We start from the raw sequence: 18,779 nt of genomic DNA on the forward strand, positions 1-18,779 counted from the left end.
TTTAATTTCTTATTTTGTTATCATGTTAACAATCTTGTTTTATTATAGCGTATTAAAAAATCGATATGTTATTTTTTATATATCGATTAATTGTTAAATCCTATTTATTTGATATTTCATTTACCACTAAAGTGGTATTTATCAAAAAATGTAACCATTTGTTTAATAATTATTTTTTTAGATAACGTTATTAACATTTTTTATATTGATATAAATCATTATAGGTAGAAGGGTTATAACTTAACATATATATACAACTTTACTTGTTGTGAAAAATGTTAGGGTAATGTCAATGTCAAAAATTAAAAATAATACTTCTATTACTGAAATGAGTCGGCGTGGATTCATTCAGTCTGCAGCAGTTATTTCTGGTGCTGCTGCTGTTGCAGGAACGGTTTCATTACCATTCGCTGCTAATGCTCAAACCCCCCAGGGTATTCGTCCTGATGAGACTTCAGAAACTATCAAATACAGTGCATGCTTAGTGAACTGTGGTAGCCGTTGTCCATTAAAAGTTCATGTGAAAGATGGCGTTATTCGTCGTATTTCTAATGAAACTATGTATGACGATTCAACATTCGGTCTTCACCAAATTCGTCCTTGTCTGCGTGGTCGTTCTGTTCGTTGGAAAACCTACAATCCAGATCGCTTAAAATATCCAATGAAGCGTGTTGGTAAACGTGGCGAAGGTAAATTTGAACGTATTTCTTGGGATGAAGCCACATCAATCATCGCTGAAAAATTAAAATACACCATCGAAAAGTATGGTAATGAAGCAATCTATTACCAATATGGCACAGGCTCTACCGGCGCAAATTTACACGGTAGAACCGCATGTAAACGTTTATTAAGCACTGTTGGTGGCTTTTTAAGTGACTACGGCACTTATTCTTACTCTCAATTAACGGGTATTGTTCCTTATGTTTATGGCGATATGTTGGAATCTCTGTTATCAGAAATTGAGAATTCAGATCTCGTTGTGATGTTTGGTCATAACCTTGCTGAAACACGTATGTCAGGTGGTGGTCAGTTCTATGAAACGCTAAATGCGTTAGATAAGAGCAAAAGCAAAGTTATCATCATCGACCCTCGTCGTACTGACAGTGTGACAACTCTGGGTGCAGAATGGATCCCGATTTATCCAGGTACCGATGCCGCATTAGTTGCTGCACTAGGTTATGTGATGATCCAAGAAGGTATCACTGATGAAGATTTCTTACGTGAATATTGCGTCGGTTGGGATAAGCAAACACTTCCAGCATCAGCACCTGAAAATGGCTCTTATAAAGATTACATTTTAGGTAATGGTCCTGATGGTATTGCCAAAACCCCTGAATGGGCAAGCAAACTAACCGGTATTTCTGTTGCGCGTATTATCCAATTAGCACGTGAAATTGGTAATGCAAGAGCTGCATGGATCTCTCAAGGTTGGGGTATTCAACGTACTACCAATGGCGAACAAGCCTGCCGTTCTATTATGATGTTACCATTAATGTCTGGTCATATTGGCCGTCCAGGTACAAATACCGGCTGTTGGGGCGGTAACGTTGCTTACCCTGTAGCAAGCTTTGCACTTCCTAACCCAGTAAAAACGCTGATCCCAACATTTATGTGGTCTGAAGCGATTGCCCGTGGCGAGGAATTAACGAGTAAAAATGCAGGTGTTAGAAATAAAGATAAACTTGATACTGGCATTAAATTTATGTGGTGTTATTCCAGTAACGTGATTGGTAACCAACACGCTGACCTGAATAAAACCCATGATTTACTACAAGATGAATCAAAGTGTGAGTTTATTTTAGTGTGGGATAACCACATGACACCTTCTGCAAAATACGCAGATATTCTACTGCCAGATGTGACAACAGTTGAAACAAACGATCTTATCAATAACTCTTACGCAAGTGGTGCTTACCACTATGTTGTCCGCTTACAAAATGCGATTAAACCACTTTGGGAAAACCGCCCTTGCTATGATGTCTTAACCGATATTGCAGAAAAAATGGGTACCAAAGCGCAATTTACAGAAGGTCGGACTTACGAAGAGTGGATTGAGTATTGCTATAACCAAATGCGCGAGAAAAACCCTGCATTGCCTACTTTTGCAGAAACCAATGATATGGGGATTATCGATCGTAAATTACCTAATCGTAATCAATATGTAGCACTTGAAGCATTCCGTCAGGATCCTATCGCTAACCCATTAAAAACAGCGTCAGGTAAGATTGAAATTTATTCTGAAAAATTAATGCAAGATACTGAAGGCTGGGTTTTACCTGAAGGCGACCGTATTCCTGCTATTCCAGAATATTGTAAAAATGAAGAAGGCGTTGAAAACGTTAAGCTTAAAGAAAAATTCCCTCTGCAAATGACGGGTTTCCACGATAAAGGCCACGTTCACTCAAGCTATTATAACGTTGCCATGTTACGTGAAGCTATTCCACATCAATTCTGGTTAAACCCAATCGATGCGCAAGAGCGCGGATTAAAATCAGGCGATATCGCTGAAATTTATAACGGACGTGGTCGCTTAAATATTCTTGTCAAAGTTACTGATCGTGTATTACCTGGTGTGATTGCAGTACCGCAAGGTGCATGGCGTTCACTTGATACAACAGGTGTAGACACCGGTGGATGTATTAATACATTAACAAGCTGGCACCCATCGCCGTTTGCTAAAGGAAATCCACAACATACAAACCTTGTTGAAGTGAAACGTGCATAAGGAGTTAACTCATGAAGCAATATGGTTTTTATTTTGACTCCACTAAATGCACTGGCTGTAAAACATGTCAAGTCAGTTGCAAGGATGAAAAAGATTTAGATTTAGGCCCTAAATTCCGCCGTGTTTATGAATACGGTGGTGGTAGCTGGGCAAAACAAGACGGGATCTGGACACAAAATATCTATAGTTATTATTTATCCATTTCTTGTAACCATTGTTCAAACCCTACTTGCGTTGCAGGTTGCCCAACTGGCGCTATGCATAAACGTGAAGAAGATGGTTTAGTGGTTGTTAATCAAGATATTTGTGTGGGTTGCCGTTATTGCGAATTGCGTTGCCCTTATGGTGCCCCACAATTCGATGAGAAGAAAAAACTCATGTCTAAGTGTGATGGTTGCTACGAACGTGTAGCACAAGGCATGAAACCGGTTTGTGTTGAGTCTTGTCCTCAACGCGCACTTGATTTTGATGATATTGAAGTGATCAGAGCAAAACATGGGACAGAGTGCGGTATTGCACCAATGCCAGATCCAAGCCTGACTAATCCAAATATCGTTATCAAAGCACACAAAGAAGCAAAACCTTCTGGTGATAAAACCGGCTCAGTTCAAAATGCGGCGGAGGTATAAACCATGCATGAACTTCCTCTAGTCTTTTTTACTGTTTTAGGTTCTTCAGCAGCAGGCCTGTTTCTTATTGCTTATATCAGTAAAAAATTAGGTCAGATTGATGAGAACCAACTGCGTAATGCCAATATTTTAGCCTTAGTTTTAACATTAATTGGCTTAGGTATTGGTGGCTTACACGTTGGTCAACCATTGCGTTTTTTCAATATGCTTTTAGGTGTTGGCCGCTCTCCAATGAGTAACGAAGCCTTTCTAAGTGGTGTGTTTACAGGATTTGCTTTTGCAACTGTCGCACTCACTCTAATGAAAAAATGGAAAGGGCTACGTGAAATTTGTAATCTGCTTACTGTTGTTTTTGGTTTAGCCTTTGTTTGGTCAATCCCTCAGGTTTACCACATTCCAACTATTGCTAACTGGAATACAGATTACACTACCTTGCAATTTTGGATGACCCTCTTAGTGGGTGGCGGTGTACTGGCAATGGCAACAGGCGCAAGACGTTTAGGCGCATTGTCCTTTATTATCGGTGCTATTATTACTTTTGCTACACGCTCAGGTTATGTCAGCTTCCTTGGCTTTACAGGCCCTCAACTGAGTGCTGACCAATCTCTTTTCTGGGGATTCCAATTAGCGGTATTAGCATTGGGTATTGTTATCGTAGGATTTACTGCCCTAAAAGCACAGGCATCAAAAATGACACTGGTCACTTGTGCTGCTGCGGTGATTATTGCTGAGTTATCAGGCCGTATCGCTTTCTATAACTTATGGCATATTACAATGTGATCTCGATTTTATGGCTGATTAATCAACCATAAAAAAGAAACAAAAATGCATACCTTTTTAGGTATGCATTTTTTTTAGAATGAAGAGCCAGGTTGCTGTAAAAAATCTAATTCTTCAGGTGTTGATGTGCGACCTAGGATTTTATTACGGTGAGGATAACGGCCATATTTATCGATAATTTCTTTATGTCGTAGTTCATATTGATACGTATTTTCGTCATTAAGTTGAGAAAATAATACGACTGCATTTTGGTGTATTTTAGCTGATTCTGAATGCATAAATGGCATTATCATAAATTTACGCTTGACGGGGGTTAGCGTCAGATATTCAGGTAAACGAGTAGCTTCTTGCGCTAAAATTAAAGCCATATTATCTTGCGCGAAGGCTTTTGGCGTATCACGCCAAATATTACGTGAAAATTGGTCAAGGATAATTATTTCAGCTAAGCGCCCTTCTATAGTTTCACGCCATGACGCAAGCTCACCACGACTTGCACTTAAACATAACTCACCAAACCTACGGTTAATTTCTTCATCAAATTGCAGATCTTTTTTAAACCATTGCTCTGGTGTGCACTCTTCAAACCAAAACGTCAAAGTTGATTGATAAGGGATCATAAAAACCACCACGCTAGTTGTTTATTAATCAAAACAGCGTTTATTTTCATCAAAATAAACGTCATTGACGGGTTACTACTTTGATAAGTTACCATTTTAATATAGTGACGGCTATTAACCTCTATCCGAAACAGGCATAAAAATAAATCCCCTTTAAACATTGAAAAGGGGATTTAAAATGCTTCCTAGCTAACGCTTAAATCCATTAAGTCGCGCCATCCATAAGCTAATTTATCTACAAGTATGTATAAAATGGCATTCATTCCATTTGTTACATTCTGTCGATATTATGATGCAATATAATTAACCCGAACATTTTACAAACATAAAATTTATCTCTGCATCACTACTCTGCCTTAAAAATCAGCATATGAAAATTTCAATATTTATAGTGAAAACACTAAAAAAGATCTATGCCGTCTTGTTTTATTTCTTAGTGAGCATCATTCAAGACAATAAAGATTGTTATAAATAATAAGTTAAATCAATGTAGTACATTTCATTTTTTTGATTTTTAAACTTTAGCCTTGTTATTACCTTGTGTGATTGCACTCAAAAGAAATTAGAGATCAAAAGTGAGATGAATGTTTAAAATTTGCACATTAGTAATGACATTTATCGAAAAGTTTGCCCTATTCCTCTGTTTCTTTAACAATTTTGGAGTACAATTGCCACAGTCTATTTACTGAATGATCTGTTATGTCTGCTATCTCTATTATTGGAATAAGCTACCTTATTGGAGCTGTGATCTCGTTTATTATTACTTTCTTTTTAACCAAAGATCCCAGTTTTACTATGCGCCTTCTCAGTGCATTATTAATCGCACTCACTTGGCCTCTTAGCTTTCCTATGGCGCTTATTTTTTCTATTTTCAGCTAGTTTTAACCTTATTTTCAATAAGCATAGTTATATTCTATTAAATTAGAATAATAGCTATTTACTGTTTCAAATTTAAATAACAAATTAATTATTTTATAAAAATAACACTTTGGCTTAGATTTTATTAAAAAAAGAGTATCTAGCTTCTCGTTGCTTCATTTTATACAAATAACGTTTACTTAATAATATCAATGGGTTATTAGCTGTATTTGTTTTTTTGAAAATAGAACGTTATTTTTAAATCTGATATAGAATAAGTATTTTTACAAATTTACATTTAAGTATAATTTCATTACAGTATCTACTGAAAACTACCTAGATATACAATTGTCAATAATAATTTTTAACTAGAGCTAAAAATATGTTTAGTGAAAATGTCATTACAGATATTATCTATTGGATTGAAGAGAACTTAGAGAAAGATCTAAAAATTGAGAATATTTCACAAAAATCAGGGTATTCAAAATGGCATCTTCAACGCATGTTTAAAGAGCAAACGGGGCTAACATTAGCCTCTTATATTCGAGCTAGACGTCTTTCTTGTGCTGCAGTTGAATTACGCTTACAAAGAACATCACTTCTTGATATTGCATTAAAATATCGCTTTGACTCGCAACAAACATTCTCTAGAGCGTTTAAAAAACTGTTTAATATGACGCCCTATAATTATCGAAGAAAAGAGAATTGGCAGGCTCACGGTTTTACATTACCGCTCAGAAAATTTAGAGACTTTAATTTAGATATTGAAATTGTCACTATTGATTCTTTATCTTTAATAGGCGTCGAGCATACCTATAAAGCTAATATGATTGATTGGAATTTTAGTACAGAAAAGTCACGAGAAGAGTACTGGAAAATTTTCTTTCAAAATGCACTTTATAAACATAACCGTGTATATGCCATACATAATATTTTGTCAAATAAAAACGATGAACTAATGATAAAATATGCAACAATGATGGAAAATACACCTGAAGTATCTAATGCACAATTTGTGAATACTACCCATATTGAAAATGCAAAATATTTAAAATTTAGCATTCCAGAAAAATTACTCACATTAGAGTATAAAGATATTATCTATAATATTTATGGTATTTTGCTTAAAAAGCTCAATATACCTAGAAAAAAAGGCTCACCTGATATTGAAGAATATATCTTTGAAGAAAATTGCCCTGTTTCTGAATTGATTAATAGGCCAATACCTTTAGTTAAAGATGTGAATTACTATATCCCTATTGAAATTGATGGTTAATGATAAAAAATAAAACAAATTCACTAAAAACCATCTAATTCTAGATGGTTTTTGTTTAATATTTTATGAGAATTTATTATTTTTTAATAAAACAATAAATTATTTCGGGATCGTTTTCATCAAGATTTTCAATACAACCGCTTTCAATAAAGCCTAACTTAATTAACATATTTCGCATTGCATGATTAGATTTATTGGTTGATGTAAATAGCTTATCTCCTTGTGTGTTTTCTTGAAAATAAGTGATCAAGCATTTTCCATAACCTTTTTGACGATACTTTTTATCTATCATCACAAGTTCAATAAAGGGTTGTCCAAAAAAGTGATGATGAATAACACCATATCCCACAATCTGCGCATCTACTTCAAGAAGATAAACAGCTTGGCTATTAAGCCAAGCGTTAATTTCTTCAATACGTGAAGCATTTTGTTGAGCATAGGTATCTAGCTCAATAAGCGCAGAAAGATGATGGTGTGTAGCTAGGGTGATTTTCATAATATAACCATTAATATTAATGGTTGGAGAATATACATATATTTTTTTTAAAAGCTAATTTTTAAATAAAAATAATCTCTATCACTCGCAAATATAAATAGCCTTTATCCCTTTATTCTTTACGGCAGTTGCAGTTAATCTTTTCCCGCCATTTGAAGTTTTAAATCTTGTATAGCTGTCACCATAACATGTGACAATAACTTCAAAATTATCTTGAGGTACAAATGAAAATGAACAAGGGCCATCTATACCACCAGAATCTTCTGTCATTACCATTAATAATTTCCCCCTAACATCCTCACTTAAGTCCATTATTGCACCATCCCACAACCCTTCTTTTTCCTTGTAACCAACCCGTTTTAGTCCTCCTTTCTTTATATATTTACCATCAGACTCACCTTTTGAATAACTATAACCCGATGCTAGATAATTCCCTTTTGGTTGATATTTACCATCTGACTCACCTTTTGAATACGCTCCTACATCACCTGCGGTCGGTTTATTTTGGCTATTAAACTCTTTCGCCCATGGCGTAAACCCCCCAGTGCCATACTGGCTACGAGAATAAATACGGCTAGTGTTATAAACATAATAAAGCTGAGTAATGCCTGCATTTTTTAAAACAATTAGTGTACCCGCCATGGCTTCTGGGTAATTTAAGTTTGTCGTTGCATTCGCATTTGCAGGCTGAAAATAGATACCTGCTGTTTTATAGCTATTTAAATTTTGATTCGCGCCAATAGAAATAGCTTGACCATTAAAGATAAGATGCTGGAAAATGTCACAGTAAAATCAAATGAAGGATTATGTTCATAGCTATTTCCCTCATTAATTATCGGCGCTCGTCTAATATCGGTCGCTCGCTGTATACCCATTCCCATTTTTCTCATTGATTCAACAAAAGACAGCGAATTAATAATCATTCGAGTCATTCGAACTAAATCACCTGCTGTTAAATTTGAATGTTGTTTAATAAAACCTTGAACCTGGAACGTTAATTCAAACAGTTGTTGTTCTTTATGGTTTGCATTATTACCTTGAATATTATAATTTCTTTTTTGCCAACCTTGGCCAACCTCCTTTATCGGGAAAAACATAACAAGGTTATTATCTTTTATTTTTTCCGGCTGAAAACCAGCAATAACTTCAACATTAATATTTGCTGATTTAAATTGTTTTAATAGTTGTTCACGAATGGCAATATTAATATCATTATCTTTCATTTCACCTCCTTAATATAAATCTCCTTTTATGTGGATTTAATTGGTTATTTTATAAATCGTATAAAGATATTTTCAATTAATACACTCTTGACGAATATAATCCTGTAAACCTAGAATGATCTGTTCTGACTGCGCAATTCGTTCTCGGAGTAACCAATAATTTCGGATAGCGGTGTCAGTAGGTCTGGCGGTGTTTGCATCAACCAAGCTGGTGGTGGAAGTGGCTGAGACTTTAGGACACTCTGCTTTGATATACACCCGCTCAGGAGCGCGCTCACTAATATCACGCAACTGATCAATTTCTTTTTTTGCATGAACAAGTTCCTGTAAATGACGACTATCAAGTTGGTTAAGCCGATTTATTCTTAATTGATAATCTTTATTCTCTGTAATCTGCTGAATAAGAGATTGGTTAATATTATCGTATTCCTGTTGTAAGGATTTATTTTTATCAATTAACCAAAGCAATCCTATTCCTAAGCATAAAATCGCTATTAGCATTATTTTTGATAAATAATTCATAGTAACAACCAAGCATCTTCAAACACTTTTTCTGAATAAGGTTGATAGCCAAGTTCAATATTAACAATCGCAACAGCTAAAGGAATGGTGACATTTTTTAATTGTGTATTAATTGGGTTATTAGCATCAATACCAATTTCTTTTGATGCTCGGCTAATATAGCCTTCTGTATTATTTTCGTTAGGTGGAGCATAACGATTGACAATTGTTCTAATGGTATTTAAACCATATTTTTTCTGGTATGTCTGTAATAATTTGTAGATAGCTCGTATTCCATATTCAGGCAAAATAAATTGGCAAAAATCTTTATCTGTTTGCTCAACGGATAATCCCTGCCATTTCGAACCATGCCGAATATTACCAGGGTTATTATTACGCTCACCTCGTGCTATTTTAGCCATTTTTAACTCCTGCTCTTCCTTTAAGAAGTTTACTCACGGAATCTACTCCGACATAACCAATAAATACACTGGCTAAGTAAGCAAACTCATGATTAATATTAAATAAAATCAGAATATCTTTAATGAACCAAGCAAACATTGCACACATCAGCCCATCTATAGAGGTTTGTTTCCATCCTCCGCCGTTATATAAACCTCGAAGAATAGCCATTCCTCCAGCGAGAGAGGCTGATATTCCTTGTTCTTTCATTGAAGAAAGGGCAATAAATATCTGTTCCCATAAGTCTGGATTTTCTTTCATTGTTTCTCATGGCTTACCTCCAATAGGAGGAAATGTAATAAATAAGATACTCATCTACCGCACTTAAATTTAAGCACAGTTTTAACATGGGTATGTTTATGTTTTATTTATCTAATTAGATAAATAGCAGATATAAAAAAAGACCACATTGTGGTCTTCAATTGAAAATAAGCTTTAACAAATATTGTTATTTTGTATTCGTTAAGAAAATACAGATACAAAAAAGCCCCACTTCAGAGTGGGGCTATTTATATTCTGTTGTGAGGTCTTTAGGTACAAATCTCTCACTGTGGGGATAGTGTATGTTTATTTTTCCTAAAAATCAACAACTAGTTTCATCCATTTATCACAAATAATAAAATCAAAATATTAATTTGTAACATTTAAAATAAAAGAACTTATTATATATTATCACTCATTTCATTTATTCTAATATTATATTTAGACTCTCCAGGCATTTGCACTCTAACAGATATAAATCGACCTTTAGGAATATCAATAGGATCACCATCGTTATATTCATTAATATTATTTTTAGCAAAATGAGGTCCATTTAAATGTGTTCTATGATATGTTTTTATATATATAGAGCCATCTGCATTAATCTTAGAGTCGACCCAAATTAAAGGTTGCTTGTTTACATCGAGTGGAATTTCAATACCACCATCAACACCGCCCCATCCTGCATCAGCATTAAAGCCCAACACACCTTCGATAAGATATTCTCCTTCTGATACTCGAGTAACCGTAGCGCCTTCTGATTCGTCGTTAGTTAGGAATGTGCCGTCAGAGTTGATGTCGATAATAGGGGAGGCTTTTTTGTAGAACCCATTAGAGTCTGGTTTAGCATTACCAAGATGAAGAACCTCATAAGTTCCGACCCAGTTATTATTCTCTTTGTATGTGTATAATAATTTTTTATTCCGACCAAATAACCCCATCTGGTATGATTCTGGTTGTGTTGCATGAGCTGAGATAATGCCCATGTAAACAGTGCCCGGTATGCCACTGTCAATATTTGTGGATGTATAGAATCCATTATTTTGAAAATCATTTTTTGATGATTTAACACCATCACTGCGCACATTCATTAACTCAGACCAAAAAGTCCAATTATTAACATTTCGCATTCTATACGCTAGATTTTTAGAGGATGCTTGAATTTGAAATACTTGACCAGTTCCATCATTACCACCTCCCCGAGCGGATGATATTAATGGCCCAAAAGGGTTGTAGAAATTAGTACTACTCCCACCCCCTGACGCCCAAAATCCATTGGTGTCTAAGTTATTTGCATTGGTATTTTCAGCCTGAGCGGTTCCTGTCGTTGCATTTAATCCAATACCATAATCACCAACACTCAATAACTTTATCCAATCAACCCACTCGTTAGTTGATGTTCGTCTATATGCAACTCCTTCAGGGGTAATCTGTAGTTGGACGTTATTACCTATATTTCCCCCACCACGAATCATACTGAATAATGGATAATAATTATTCCAATAGTTGGTTCCATTACTACCCGGTGGAGTAACTACACCTGTGAATTTTATATCATTTGCATTAGGGGTATGCTTATCTCCCGTGAGATTTGAGCGACCTAATCCAAAATCTCCAATATGAATAGTTTTTTCATCATCCGCTTTTTTACTGATATCCCCCTGCATCTTTTTAATACTATCAAGCGTGACAACCTCACCATTCGACATCTCAATTTTTGTTTGCCCAGTTTGAGTCATCCATGTGTTCATTGCATCGAGGAAATACTCAACGTAACTATTAATAGCGACCATAGTTCGTGCTGCGTCACTATTATTATCTGGCTCAGTAATATGGATTGAGAATGTCGTGTTAGTTGCTGTAGATAATGCGGGTTGTGCTAATACTAATTCAGTATCGGAATTAACGGATTTAATCATATACGGAATATTAGTATTCCCCGATTTAATTAAAATAGTCATTCCAATATTAATGGCTGGATTATTATTTTTAAATTTAGTGCCAGTTCCGCGGACAATAGCAGACCCTGACACTGTGTTAACAGTGCCTGTTGTGTATATCATGATTTATTTCCTAGATGTATAAACGAAGAGTTAATTAAATATTGAAGTAGTCGCTAAGTTCGATGCCGTAAATATCAAATTCTATTCTGAATGCATTCCCACCAATTGCGCCATAAGAACCACCATACTCTGAACCAATGGCATATATGTCATCCCAATAAACTCTATTACCGTCATTGGCAAAGCCAAATCCTGTTCTCATATAAATAACATCATCTCTATTACTCCCCTTTATTCTCCAGTTAACGAATTGTGCATCTGGAATAATCATCGGCTTCTTAAGTTTAGAGAATGAAGCTCCATTCCGATTACTAAATCGTGTCGTCTCTCCGAGTTTCATGGGTTTATAGTTGGATGAAAATGTAATTTCTTTTTTCTCGTTATAAATCACAATGCCATATTTGGGTGGGTTTAACTTAAAATTAGTACAAAATATAACAACATACATTTCACAAGAAGCACTAACAACTAACCCCCTTGCTTTATTATATGAAAATACGGCACCTGAATTTTTAGGACGTGCAAAGATAACAGGATTCATTTCACTGGTAATATATGATGGCATTCTCCAGCCATTATCCCGACCTCCATTTATTTTAACAACTTCGGCAAATACACAATAACCCCGCGTAGATGGCGTCAGCTCACTAATTCCATTCATCCCGTGTAATCGTATCCCCCATGATTCACTACTTGATTTAGGATAACCATAAAAATCAAACATAAATTCAGGGTCTTTCTCTGCATCCTCTGAGTTTACCCGTGCTCCAGCCGGCTCCTCATCAACATAGAAATTAAAATACTCACCATCTATATTATAATCAGTAACATTTGATGAAAACCAATAATAAGACCCGGGGATTTTATATGTCCGTGATATAGTTCTTGGAATTATAATAATATTATACTTTTCGTATTCAGGTATTTCGTGTTTCATTTTATTCCACCCTTTATTTATTGGGTAGAAATAGTTATTGTACCACCCTATTTTTGCTGAACCTAAATACCCCATAACCTGATTACTATCTGCATCTAAATAATATTCATTACCTATATCTGGCTTAACATAAACACCATACATTAATTAAACTCCTGTTATTTTTCCTATTTCAACTCTAAGCTCCCCCTTATCACCGTAAACAGCTATCCTCTCATTTGTAATAACGGTATGTGCACCCGTTTTATTGGTGCCTATATCCAACTCCCCTCGGAATGTTCCTTTATTCATCTCGATATTGCTAGTTTTCCCATCTATCAAAAAACCACTCTTACCGGGAACGTAATCACCCGATTTAATGTATTCAGTAACAACAACGGAATTCAGCCATGCCTCATTAATAAAAGCTTCACGCATAAACATCTGGCCATTTTTAACGTACATGAATAATTCCATTTTCCCGTTAACTGGGTTGTACCACGCAAAGTTATTGGCATTGTAACCAATATACGACTCAAGCTTTCCGTTCTTAACTTGAGCGCTAATAACTTGTCCTGCTGCATTATATTTCACGTTGTTATGAACAATTGTGATATTAATTGAATGCGTGACAACACCATTACCTGTTTGACTAAATTCGGCCTGCATTTTTTGGTTAATCATGCCCTGCTGTTTACCGAATTGAGCTTGTACCTGCTCTTCAGATTTGGCCATTGCCTGATTAGTTTTAGAAATAGCTTCTTTGTTCGCCACAACATCTGCAGCAACACGTACAATCTCTTTATCTGTAAGTTGTAACGAATGGTTAGTTTTATCAAGATTTTGGTTGGTTTTATCTAAATTCTGATTAGTGATACTGAGGTTTTTATTGGTACCAGATAAATTATTATTAGTATTATCAATACGTTGGTTGGTTGCGCTACTAGTTGTCGTTATCTCCGTTCTAATTTCAGTTGTCGTCTGACCAAACGCCTGATCGAGTTTAGAGATTGACGTTTTAACTTCTTTAATTTCAGAGTTAAACGTGTTCTCTGCATTATCAATTGAAGAATAGAGCTGAGTAACGGTTTGAGCCCATGCTTCGTTATCCGTAGCACGAACTTGCCATAGTTCTTTGATGCCAGCTTGTGACTGACCATGTTTTACAAGTAAGTCTCTTGATGTTCTATGGCTTGCGTTACTTTGAACAATCGCAGTTTCTGAAAGCCAATTAAGCTTAGTATCTAGTTGTTTGCCAGCCTCTGCTGATATGAATTGCTCACCGAGTCCGTCAAGGATGGCTTCAGTGTTATCTTCAGCCTGTCCTTTAGCTTCAATAAAGTGCGATTTTCCATACTCGTTAATACTACGAACATAAAACCAATAATCTCGCCCTGCTTTTAGTTGTCCTTTAGTCCAAAATTTGGCTCTACCTAAAAATTCAGCTAGTGTTTCAATATCATTAATATTATTAATGCGTTTTTCACCTGCAAACCAAAACTCAAATTCTGTATTCAAAGTGTGAGGGGCGCTAATATAAGGGATCACTTTTATTTCAAAAAAACCTGGTTCAGTACGTATAAGCGAAGGTGCAGCAGGAGTTCCTATTACCATAACAACTTTGGTTTCATCACCTAACATGCCATTGGCATCTTTTGCCCGAACTCCAACGCTATACTCACCAGCAGTAAGTCCATTAAAATAATATTCTAAATCTGCGCTATTATTTGTACTTACAAATTTATTATTGCGATATAAATTAATATCAAATGTAATATTACGGTTTACGGACGCAGTGACCCACGTTGCTCTTGCTTGAACTTGAGTACTATCCTCAATATAAGAAATAGAAAGTCTTTCTACTTTTGGTAAACGTATCGTATTGATAGTAGATGGGTTACGCGTAAAATCAGCACCCTCATCAACGACTTTTTCTTTTTGAGGCTCATGTTCAATACAGGTATAGTGATAATTACCTTCTGTCTCCTCAGAAATATTAATAACCCGAAATAACTGAGTTGTTAAAGTATTTTTTGAAATAGAGAAAACACCGAAATTTTGTATTCCAATAGGTTTCTCTTTTAAGGTGACAATATCTTTTTGAATATTTTCAATTTCAACTTTTGCCAATTTCCCACTAATAGAAAGATAAGAAAAGTGTCCTTTATCTTCTTTATTCCATGAAATAGGAGCATCAATTCTTATTGTAAAACTATCAAATGAAAGAACTCGTCCCCCCACTTTTTCACCAGCAAATGTATCATCAGCAACTTCAATTATATCCCCAGGAGTACAGCTAATCCCTTCCCTCGCCGTAGTAAAATTAACGGTTTCAGTTTCTAATCGTTCGGTTTCTAAAATCCATTTACCCACACGATGAGCTTGCCCACGGCTTGTGCAACCGAAAGCGGTGACTTTCTTAACATTTAAACCGCCAAACCTTTCAACTAACTCATCATGTTGAATAAATTCTCGCTCTTCTTCCCAACCGTTCTCAGGATTAACCCAAGAAATTTCAATTGCGTTATGTCTAGCACTCTTCGCTGTTGATGAATAATTAAATTTACCATCAATAACGTTCGAATTTGTATAAGTCCAAACAGGATCAGAAGTTCTATCTTGAAAACAAGTAAGTTGTTGTCCATCCCATAATGGCATCCCCCTAAAGACCGAAGATAAGTCATCAAGTACTTCTTTAGCTTTACGTTGAGATGTAATGTATGCATTAAAGGTAAAGCGAGGCTCTTTACCACCAAAACCATCCGGTACAAGCTCATCGCAATAACGAGCAATTGCATATAATGCAAATTTATCGACACCAAATTGACCAATTAGAGAGCCAATTCCATAGCGTTCATTAGTGACTAAATCATAAAAAATCCAAGCGGGGTTATCAGTCCAAGCGGGTTTAAATTTACCTGTCCATATTCCATTATAATTACGTGTATTAGGATCATAATTATCAGGAACTTGAATAATCATACCTTTAATATGATAAGTTCTATTTGGCATCTCACCATATTGAGAACTATCTATCTTCATACCAACAATTGCAGAATTTGGGTATGAAAACTTAGCATCCGTTATCTCTGTATAACTTGCCCACAAAGTATCATTTCTTAATAGATCATTTTTACTATCTTCCGTTACACGGGAAACTCTAATTTGAAACGGTTTTTTTGTCGGTGCATTAATAATATGAGACTCAAGATATTGGCCACTGATTTTACCAGGCCCAATAGTAACTCGTTTTTCATTAACCCAACCTGAACCATCATTGACTTCAATTAGCATATCCACAGATGTATTTTCTTGGTTGCCTTTTAAATCTTGTTTGGTTAAAGATGAAACACCTAACGTTAATCTAACTCGATCCGTTTCTTTATCAGAAATAACTCGCAATATTGGTGTTTTTTGTTTTACACTGACATTGACAGGTACTTCTTTTTCTACGAAAGAAAAACCTTCCAGTGGCTCTTGTGATTGAGTTCCTGATTTCCACTGAATATCAACACCGTGTATATTAGTATTACCTTCATTATCTACCACCGGCGTTTCATTAAGTAAAAAGCCTTGCATACCGCCAACAGGACCTTCGATTGGCCCTTCTGAAACAAGATCTATAATATTGAGTATTTGTTTATTTTTTAAATTATCGTCCACCAATCTTGGTGTGCTTCCTGAACCACCGCCTTTACCCATTTACACAACCTCCATACCTTGAGAAATTACGTTAGAACCAATAACCATTTCTCCATAGCAAATAGGAACCGGATGACCTTGCCCCATTCGATTCGACAATGAATTAAAATATTTATTACTTTCTGATGAACTACTTCCATAACTTGGTGCCGGAGGTGTTTTAGTCAGTAATCCAGCTAAACCTGAAGCTGCAACACCTATACCAGCAGCAAAAAGTGCAGTCGATGTTAATGTGCCTAAAAAAGCGCCAGGGACAAGAAATGATGCACCTATTAATGCACCTCCTGCAATTATTCCTAACCAACTTCCTGATTTAGCACCACCAATTACAGGAACAATAGTAATACAATCGCCAGATTTCAAAGGTGTATTAAGACCGCCAGCAATACTTTGCTCAGTCATATCGTTACCTGCAATTCGGACTCTAAACTGCCCCAAGTTGATTTCTTTTTTTAAGCCTTCAATTTGATAATAAAGGCAACGTAATGCCTCACTTGCTGTATTTACTTCAAGTTCAAATTTACGTCCAAATCGGCGTAAATAGCCTGCAAACTGTAATTTGACCATTGTTCATGCCTCCATATACTGTGAGTGTATTTAAGCCAATAACCACTATATGTATCTCTCTTGCTCAATCTGTCTGGTCGATGATGTAATATTTCTTGGTTACCAATATAAAGTGCAGCATGACAAGGTTTTGATGTGCCTAAACAAACTAGGATCACATCTCCTTCTTGAATATCATCAACCTGATAAAAACCTTGGTTTTGTATATTGTCTAAATACAAGTTCTGATTTGAATACCACCACTCATCATTACGTTTAAAATCAGTTAATGATATATTTGCCAAGTGATAGCTATCTCGGATAATTGAATAGCAATCTTGGGTACCATGACTGAATGTACGGCCTAAAAGTGGTGGGATAGGATTAAATTTATAAAGTTTGTTATTACAGGCTAACCACCAAGGCAAACCTGTTTTTAACTGAAATGTTCTATCACCCGAACTAAGGAAAGGTTGATAATTGGGATGACTATGCACAATGGCTATAATATCGGCATAACATTCAGCCGTAATCCAATCATCAGGATTAATTTCAAAATAGTGAGCCGGCGTTGGATGAATATTACGACAAGGAAAATAACGATCTCCTGAAACTACGCCACATGATTCCCTCACTCCTTCCGCTTTCGCGTGAGCGATAATTTCTTTTTCGATATTAATCATGATTAACCCAGCTTATTGGCTCCTAAAAAACCACCAAATGGCATAGGTAAAGGACGGGGATAACGTAATAAACAACCACTGAATTTTTTAGAGCAACGATCTTTCGTGAGATCAGAAGTGGCTTGATCTTTCTCATTGGCAATAGCTGGGCCATCATATCCGCAGTCATAACCTCTATAGCGCCAAGGGCAGATATCAGCTTGAATAACCCTAGCAGGTATCAACGCATTATCTGTTTCTGTCGGTAAAGCAAGAATATAAGTCACAAAATCAGAATCTGCATTTTCACGCTGTTCTATCAAGTATTTTTGAACAACTTCTCGACTAGGATCAGCTTGAGGATTTCCATTAGGATAGTTAACTGCATCAAGATATTGCTCAAGAACCTGTCTTCTTGTCACTACTGCACCTAATGCATCATCATAACTTTTATTTATGCTATTTAATAAACCATCTATATTTGCAAATGTCATTTTAGGTCTATTAGAAGCACCTTGAGCCGTCATATTAAATCCCGTAACCTGTACAGGATACGGCTCATAGCGCATTCCTTGCCATATTACTGGTTGCAATACACCATTCATACCATCATGAAAACGATAAATATCGCCACCAAACCGGCTTAAATCAATTTCATATAATTCAAGCATGGCTTTTTGTTCTATGTTAGTAACATCGATTGTCATATTTGCAGGAATATCTCTCATGCAACCACCTCTTCAAATATACAACTGATATTCCAAACAGTATTATTAGGAGTGGTCTGCCAACTTCGACAAACAAATCGGCGTTTTATATTGTCATCACTGGTTAACCATAAAAAAGATCCTACAGCCCCCCTTTCTTGTAAAAATAGATCTATTTTCTTGCCGATCTCGACTGTCTTTATAAAAGAGAGTTGATACGTTTTTAATTGATTATTGATCCCGTCTTTAACTCTTTGCTCATAACCATTACCAAATTTTGCAACTTTAACTTTGGGTTCATGACTCACTTGATAACCGAATTCGGGTCGCCATATAAATTCCATTTTTCTACTCC

The 18,779-nt window shown here is 35.8% G+C and carries 19 protein-coding genes; 5 read left to right on the plus strand and 14 right to left on the minus strand.

Annotated elements, in window-relative coordinates; all coding sequences use genetic code 11:
* Window positions 1-292 precede the first annotated feature (292 nt).
* The 3 genes from JEP40_RS17420 to JEP40_RS17430 are packed head-to-tail and all read left to right on the plus strand — an operon-like array spanning window position 293 to window position 4,134.
* Entirely contained in the window at window positions 293-2,725 is a 2,433-nt protein-coding gene (locus JEP40_RS17420) for a DMSO/selenate family reductase complex A subunit (protein ID WP_198624582.1), read from the plus strand.
* 11 nt (window positions 2,726-2,736) lie between these two features.
* Window positions 2,737-3,354 carry a DMSO/selenate family reductase complex B subunit gene (locus JEP40_RS17425; RefSeq protein ID WP_023581764.1) on the plus strand — a complete coding sequence of 206 codons (618 nt, stop codon included), beginning with the start codon at window positions 2,737-2,739 and terminating at the stop codon, window positions 3,352-3,354.
* Between the two features lie 3 nt (window positions 3,355-3,357).
* Entirely contained in the window at window positions 3,358-4,134 is a 777-nt protein-coding gene (locus JEP40_RS17430; protein WP_198624583.1) for a dimethyl sulfoxide reductase anchor subunit family protein, read from the plus strand.
* Window positions 4,135-4,208: 74 nt separating this feature from the next.
* On the opposite strand, the gene JEP40_RS17435 is transcribed toward JEP40_RS17430, so the two are convergent.
* Window positions 4,209-4,751 (minus strand): DUF924 family protein, encoded by a 543-nt coding sequence (locus JEP40_RS17435; RefSeq protein WP_198624584.1) that lies wholly within the window; start codon window positions 4,749-4,751, stop codon window positions 4,209-4,211.
* A 699-nt stretch (window positions 4,752-5,450) separates the two neighbouring features.
* Between JEP40_RS17435 and JEP40_RS17440 the strand changes: the two genes are divergently transcribed.
* Together JEP40_RS17440 and JEP40_RS17445 are read left to right on the plus strand one after the other, a co-directional pair.
* Window positions 5,451-5,630 carry a GhoT/OrtT family toxin gene (locus JEP40_RS17440; protein ID WP_198624585.1) on the plus strand — a complete coding sequence of 60 codons (180 nt, stop codon included), beginning with the start codon at window positions 5,451-5,453 and terminating at the stop codon, window positions 5,628-5,630.
* A 361-nt stretch (window positions 5,631-5,991) separates the two neighbouring features.
* The gene (locus tag JEP40_RS17445) at window positions 5,992-6,885 is read left to right on the plus strand and encodes a helix-turn-helix domain-containing protein (protein WP_198624586.1); all 894 of its coding nucleotides are present in this window, start codon (window positions 5,992-5,994) and stop codon (window positions 6,883-6,885) included.
* Window positions 6,886-6,961: 76 nt separating this feature from the next.
* Here the strand turns inward: JEP40_RS17445 and JEP40_RS17450 are convergent, their stop codons facing one another.
* The 13 genes from JEP40_RS17450 to JEP40_RS17510 form a co-directional block, all read right to left on the minus strand.
* Complete coding sequence (locus JEP40_RS17450; protein ID WP_198624587.1) at window positions 6,962-7,381, minus strand: GNAT family N-acetyltransferase; 420 nt, start codon at window positions 7,379-7,381, stop codon at window positions 6,962-6,964.
* Between the two features lie 81 nt (window positions 7,382-7,462).
* Window positions 7,463-8,023: a pyocin knob domain-containing protein gene (locus tag JEP40_RS19155; RefSeq protein WP_232799348.1), complete on the minus strand. Its 561-nt coding sequence runs from the start codon at window positions 8,021-8,023 to the stop codon at window positions 7,463-7,465.
* A gap of 77 nt (window positions 8,024-8,100) precedes the next feature.
* Window positions 8,101-8,604, minus strand: a complete 504-nt coding sequence (locus JEP40_RS17460) for a phage gateway protein (RefSeq protein WP_198624588.1) — start codon at window positions 8,602-8,604, stop codon at window positions 8,101-8,103.
* Window positions 8,605-8,676: 72 nt separating this feature from the next.
* Window positions 8,677-9,126 carry a lysis protein gene (locus JEP40_RS17465; RefSeq protein ID WP_198624589.1) on the minus strand — a complete coding sequence of 150 codons (450 nt, stop codon included), beginning with the start codon at window positions 9,124-9,126 and terminating at the stop codon, window positions 8,677-8,679.
* Complete coding sequence (locus JEP40_RS17470) at window positions 9,123-9,527, minus strand: structural protein (protein WP_198624590.1); 405 nt, start codon at window positions 9,525-9,527, stop codon at window positions 9,123-9,125. The genes JEP40_RS17465 and JEP40_RS17470 overlap by 4 nt, the downstream gene beginning before the upstream one ends.
* A complete protein-coding gene (locus JEP40_RS17475) occupies window positions 9,520-9,828 on the minus strand; it encodes a phage holin, lambda family (RefSeq protein WP_193016132.1) in 309 nt (102 codons plus the stop codon). The genes JEP40_RS17470 and JEP40_RS17475 overlap by 8 nt, the downstream gene beginning before the upstream one ends.
* Before the next feature lie 401 nt (window positions 9,829-10,229).
* On the minus strand, window positions 10,230-11,891 hold the full coding sequence (locus tag JEP40_RS19160; protein ID WP_232799349.1) for a hypothetical protein: 1,662 nt from the start codon (window positions 11,889-11,891) through the stop codon (window positions 10,230-10,232).
* A 34-nt stretch (window positions 11,892-11,925) separates the two neighbouring features.
* Window positions 11,926-12,972, minus strand: coding sequence for a hypothetical protein (locus JEP40_RS17485; RefSeq protein WP_198624591.1), 1,047 nt, complete (start codon window positions 12,970-12,972; stop codon window positions 11,926-11,928).
* Window positions 12,973-12,975: 3 nt separating this feature from the next.
* A complete protein-coding gene (gene gpJ, locus JEP40_RS17490) occupies window positions 12,976-16,509 on the minus strand; it encodes a TipJ family phage tail tip protein (RefSeq protein WP_198624592.1) in 3,534 nt (1,177 codons plus the stop codon).
* The gene (locus JEP40_RS17495) at window positions 16,510-17,076 is read right to left on the minus strand and encodes a tail assembly protein (RefSeq protein ID WP_198624593.1); all 567 of its coding nucleotides are present in this window, start codon (window positions 17,074-17,076) and stop codon (window positions 16,510-16,512) included.
* Entirely contained in the window at window positions 17,013-17,738 is a 726-nt protein-coding gene (locus tag JEP40_RS17500; protein ID WP_198624594.1) for a C40 family peptidase, read from the minus strand. Before JEP40_RS17500 ends, JEP40_RS17495 begins: the two co-directional genes overlap by 64 nt.
* A 2-nt stretch (window positions 17,739-17,740) precedes the next feature.
* On the minus strand, window positions 17,741-18,445 hold the full coding sequence (locus JEP40_RS17505; protein ID WP_198624595.1) for a phage minor tail protein L: 705 nt from the start codon (window positions 18,443-18,445) through the stop codon (window positions 17,741-17,743).
* Window positions 18,442-18,768 carry a phage tail protein gene (locus JEP40_RS17510; protein WP_198624596.1) on the minus strand — a complete coding sequence of 109 codons (327 nt, stop codon included), beginning with the start codon at window positions 18,766-18,768 and terminating at the stop codon, window positions 18,442-18,444. The genes JEP40_RS17505 and JEP40_RS17510 overlap by 4 nt, the downstream gene beginning before the upstream one ends.
* Window positions 18,769-18,779 lie beyond the last annotated feature (11 nt).

The sequence above is a fragment of the Proteus vulgaris genome (assembly GCF_016239305.1).
Lineage (GTDB): Bacteria > Pseudomonadota > Gammaproteobacteria > Enterobacterales > Enterobacteriaceae > Proteus > Proteus vulgaris_C.

Coding starts and splice junctions, on each gene's coding strand:
- JEP40_RS17425 (WP_023581764.1), top strand. CDS start 2,737: ATGAAGCAATATGGTTTTTATTTTGACTCCACTAAATGCACTGGCTGT.
- JEP40_RS17440 (WP_198624585.1), top strand. CDS start 5,451: ATGTCTGCTATCTCTATTATTGGAATAAGCTACCTTATTGGAGCTGTG.
- JEP40_RS17510 (WP_198624596.1), bottom strand. CDS start 18,768: ATGGAATTTATATGGCGACCCGAATTCGGTTATCAAGTGAGTCATGAA.
- JEP40_RS17445 (WP_198624586.1), top strand. CDS start 5,992: ATGTTTAGTGAAAATGTCATTACAGATATTATCTATTGGATTGAAGAG.
- JEP40_RS17430 (WP_198624583.1), top strand. CDS start 3,358: ATGCATGAACTTCCTCTAGTCTTTTTTACTGTTTTAGGTTCTTCAGCA.
- JEP40_RS17495 (WP_198624593.1), bottom strand. CDS start 17,076: ATGGTCAAATTACAGTTTGCAGGCTATTTACGCCGATTTGGACGTAAA.
- JEP40_RS17450 (WP_198624587.1), bottom strand. CDS start 7,381: ATGAAAATCACCCTAGCTACACACCATCATCTTTCTGCGCTTATTGAG.
- JEP40_RS17485 (WP_198624591.1), bottom strand. CDS start 12,972: ATGTATGGTGTTTATGTTAAGCCAGATATAGGTAATGAATATTATTTA.
- JEP40_RS17475 (WP_193016132.1), bottom strand. CDS start 9,828: ATGAAAGAAAATCCAGACTTATGGGAACAGATATTTATTGCCCTTTCT.
- JEP40_RS17465 (WP_198624589.1), bottom strand. CDS start 9,126: ATGAATTATTTATCAAAAATAATGCTAATAGCGATTTTATGCTTAGGA.
- gpJ (WP_198624592.1), bottom strand. CDS start 16,509: ATGGGTAAAGGCGGTGGTTCAGGAAGCACACCAAGATTGGTGGACGAT.
- JEP40_RS19155 (WP_232799348.1), bottom strand. CDS start 8,023: ATGGCGGGTACACTAATTGTTTTAAAAAATGCAGGCATTACTCAGCTT.
- JEP40_RS17470 (WP_198624590.1), bottom strand. CDS start 9,527: ATGGCTAAAATAGCACGAGGTGAGCGTAATAATAACCCTGGTAATATT.
- JEP40_RS17460 (WP_198624588.1), bottom strand. CDS start 8,604: ATGAAAGATAATGATATTAATATTGCCATTCGTGAACAACTATTAAAA.
- JEP40_RS17420 (WP_198624582.1), top strand. CDS start 293: ATGTCAAAAATTAAAAATAATACTTCTATTACTGAAATGAGTCGGCGT.
- JEP40_RS17500 (WP_198624594.1), bottom strand. CDS start 17,738: ATGATTAATATCGAAAAAGAAATTATCGCTCACGCGAAAGCGGAAGGA.
- JEP40_RS17505 (WP_198624595.1), bottom strand. CDS start 18,445: ATGAGAGATATTCCTGCAAATATGACAATCGATGTTACTAACATAGAA.
- JEP40_RS17435 (WP_198624584.1), bottom strand. CDS start 4,751: ATGATCCCTTATCAATCAACTTTGACGTTTTGGTTTGAAGAGTGCACA.
- JEP40_RS19160 (WP_232799349.1), bottom strand. CDS start 11,891: ATGATATACACAACAGGCACTGTTAACACAGTGTCAGGGTCTGCTATT.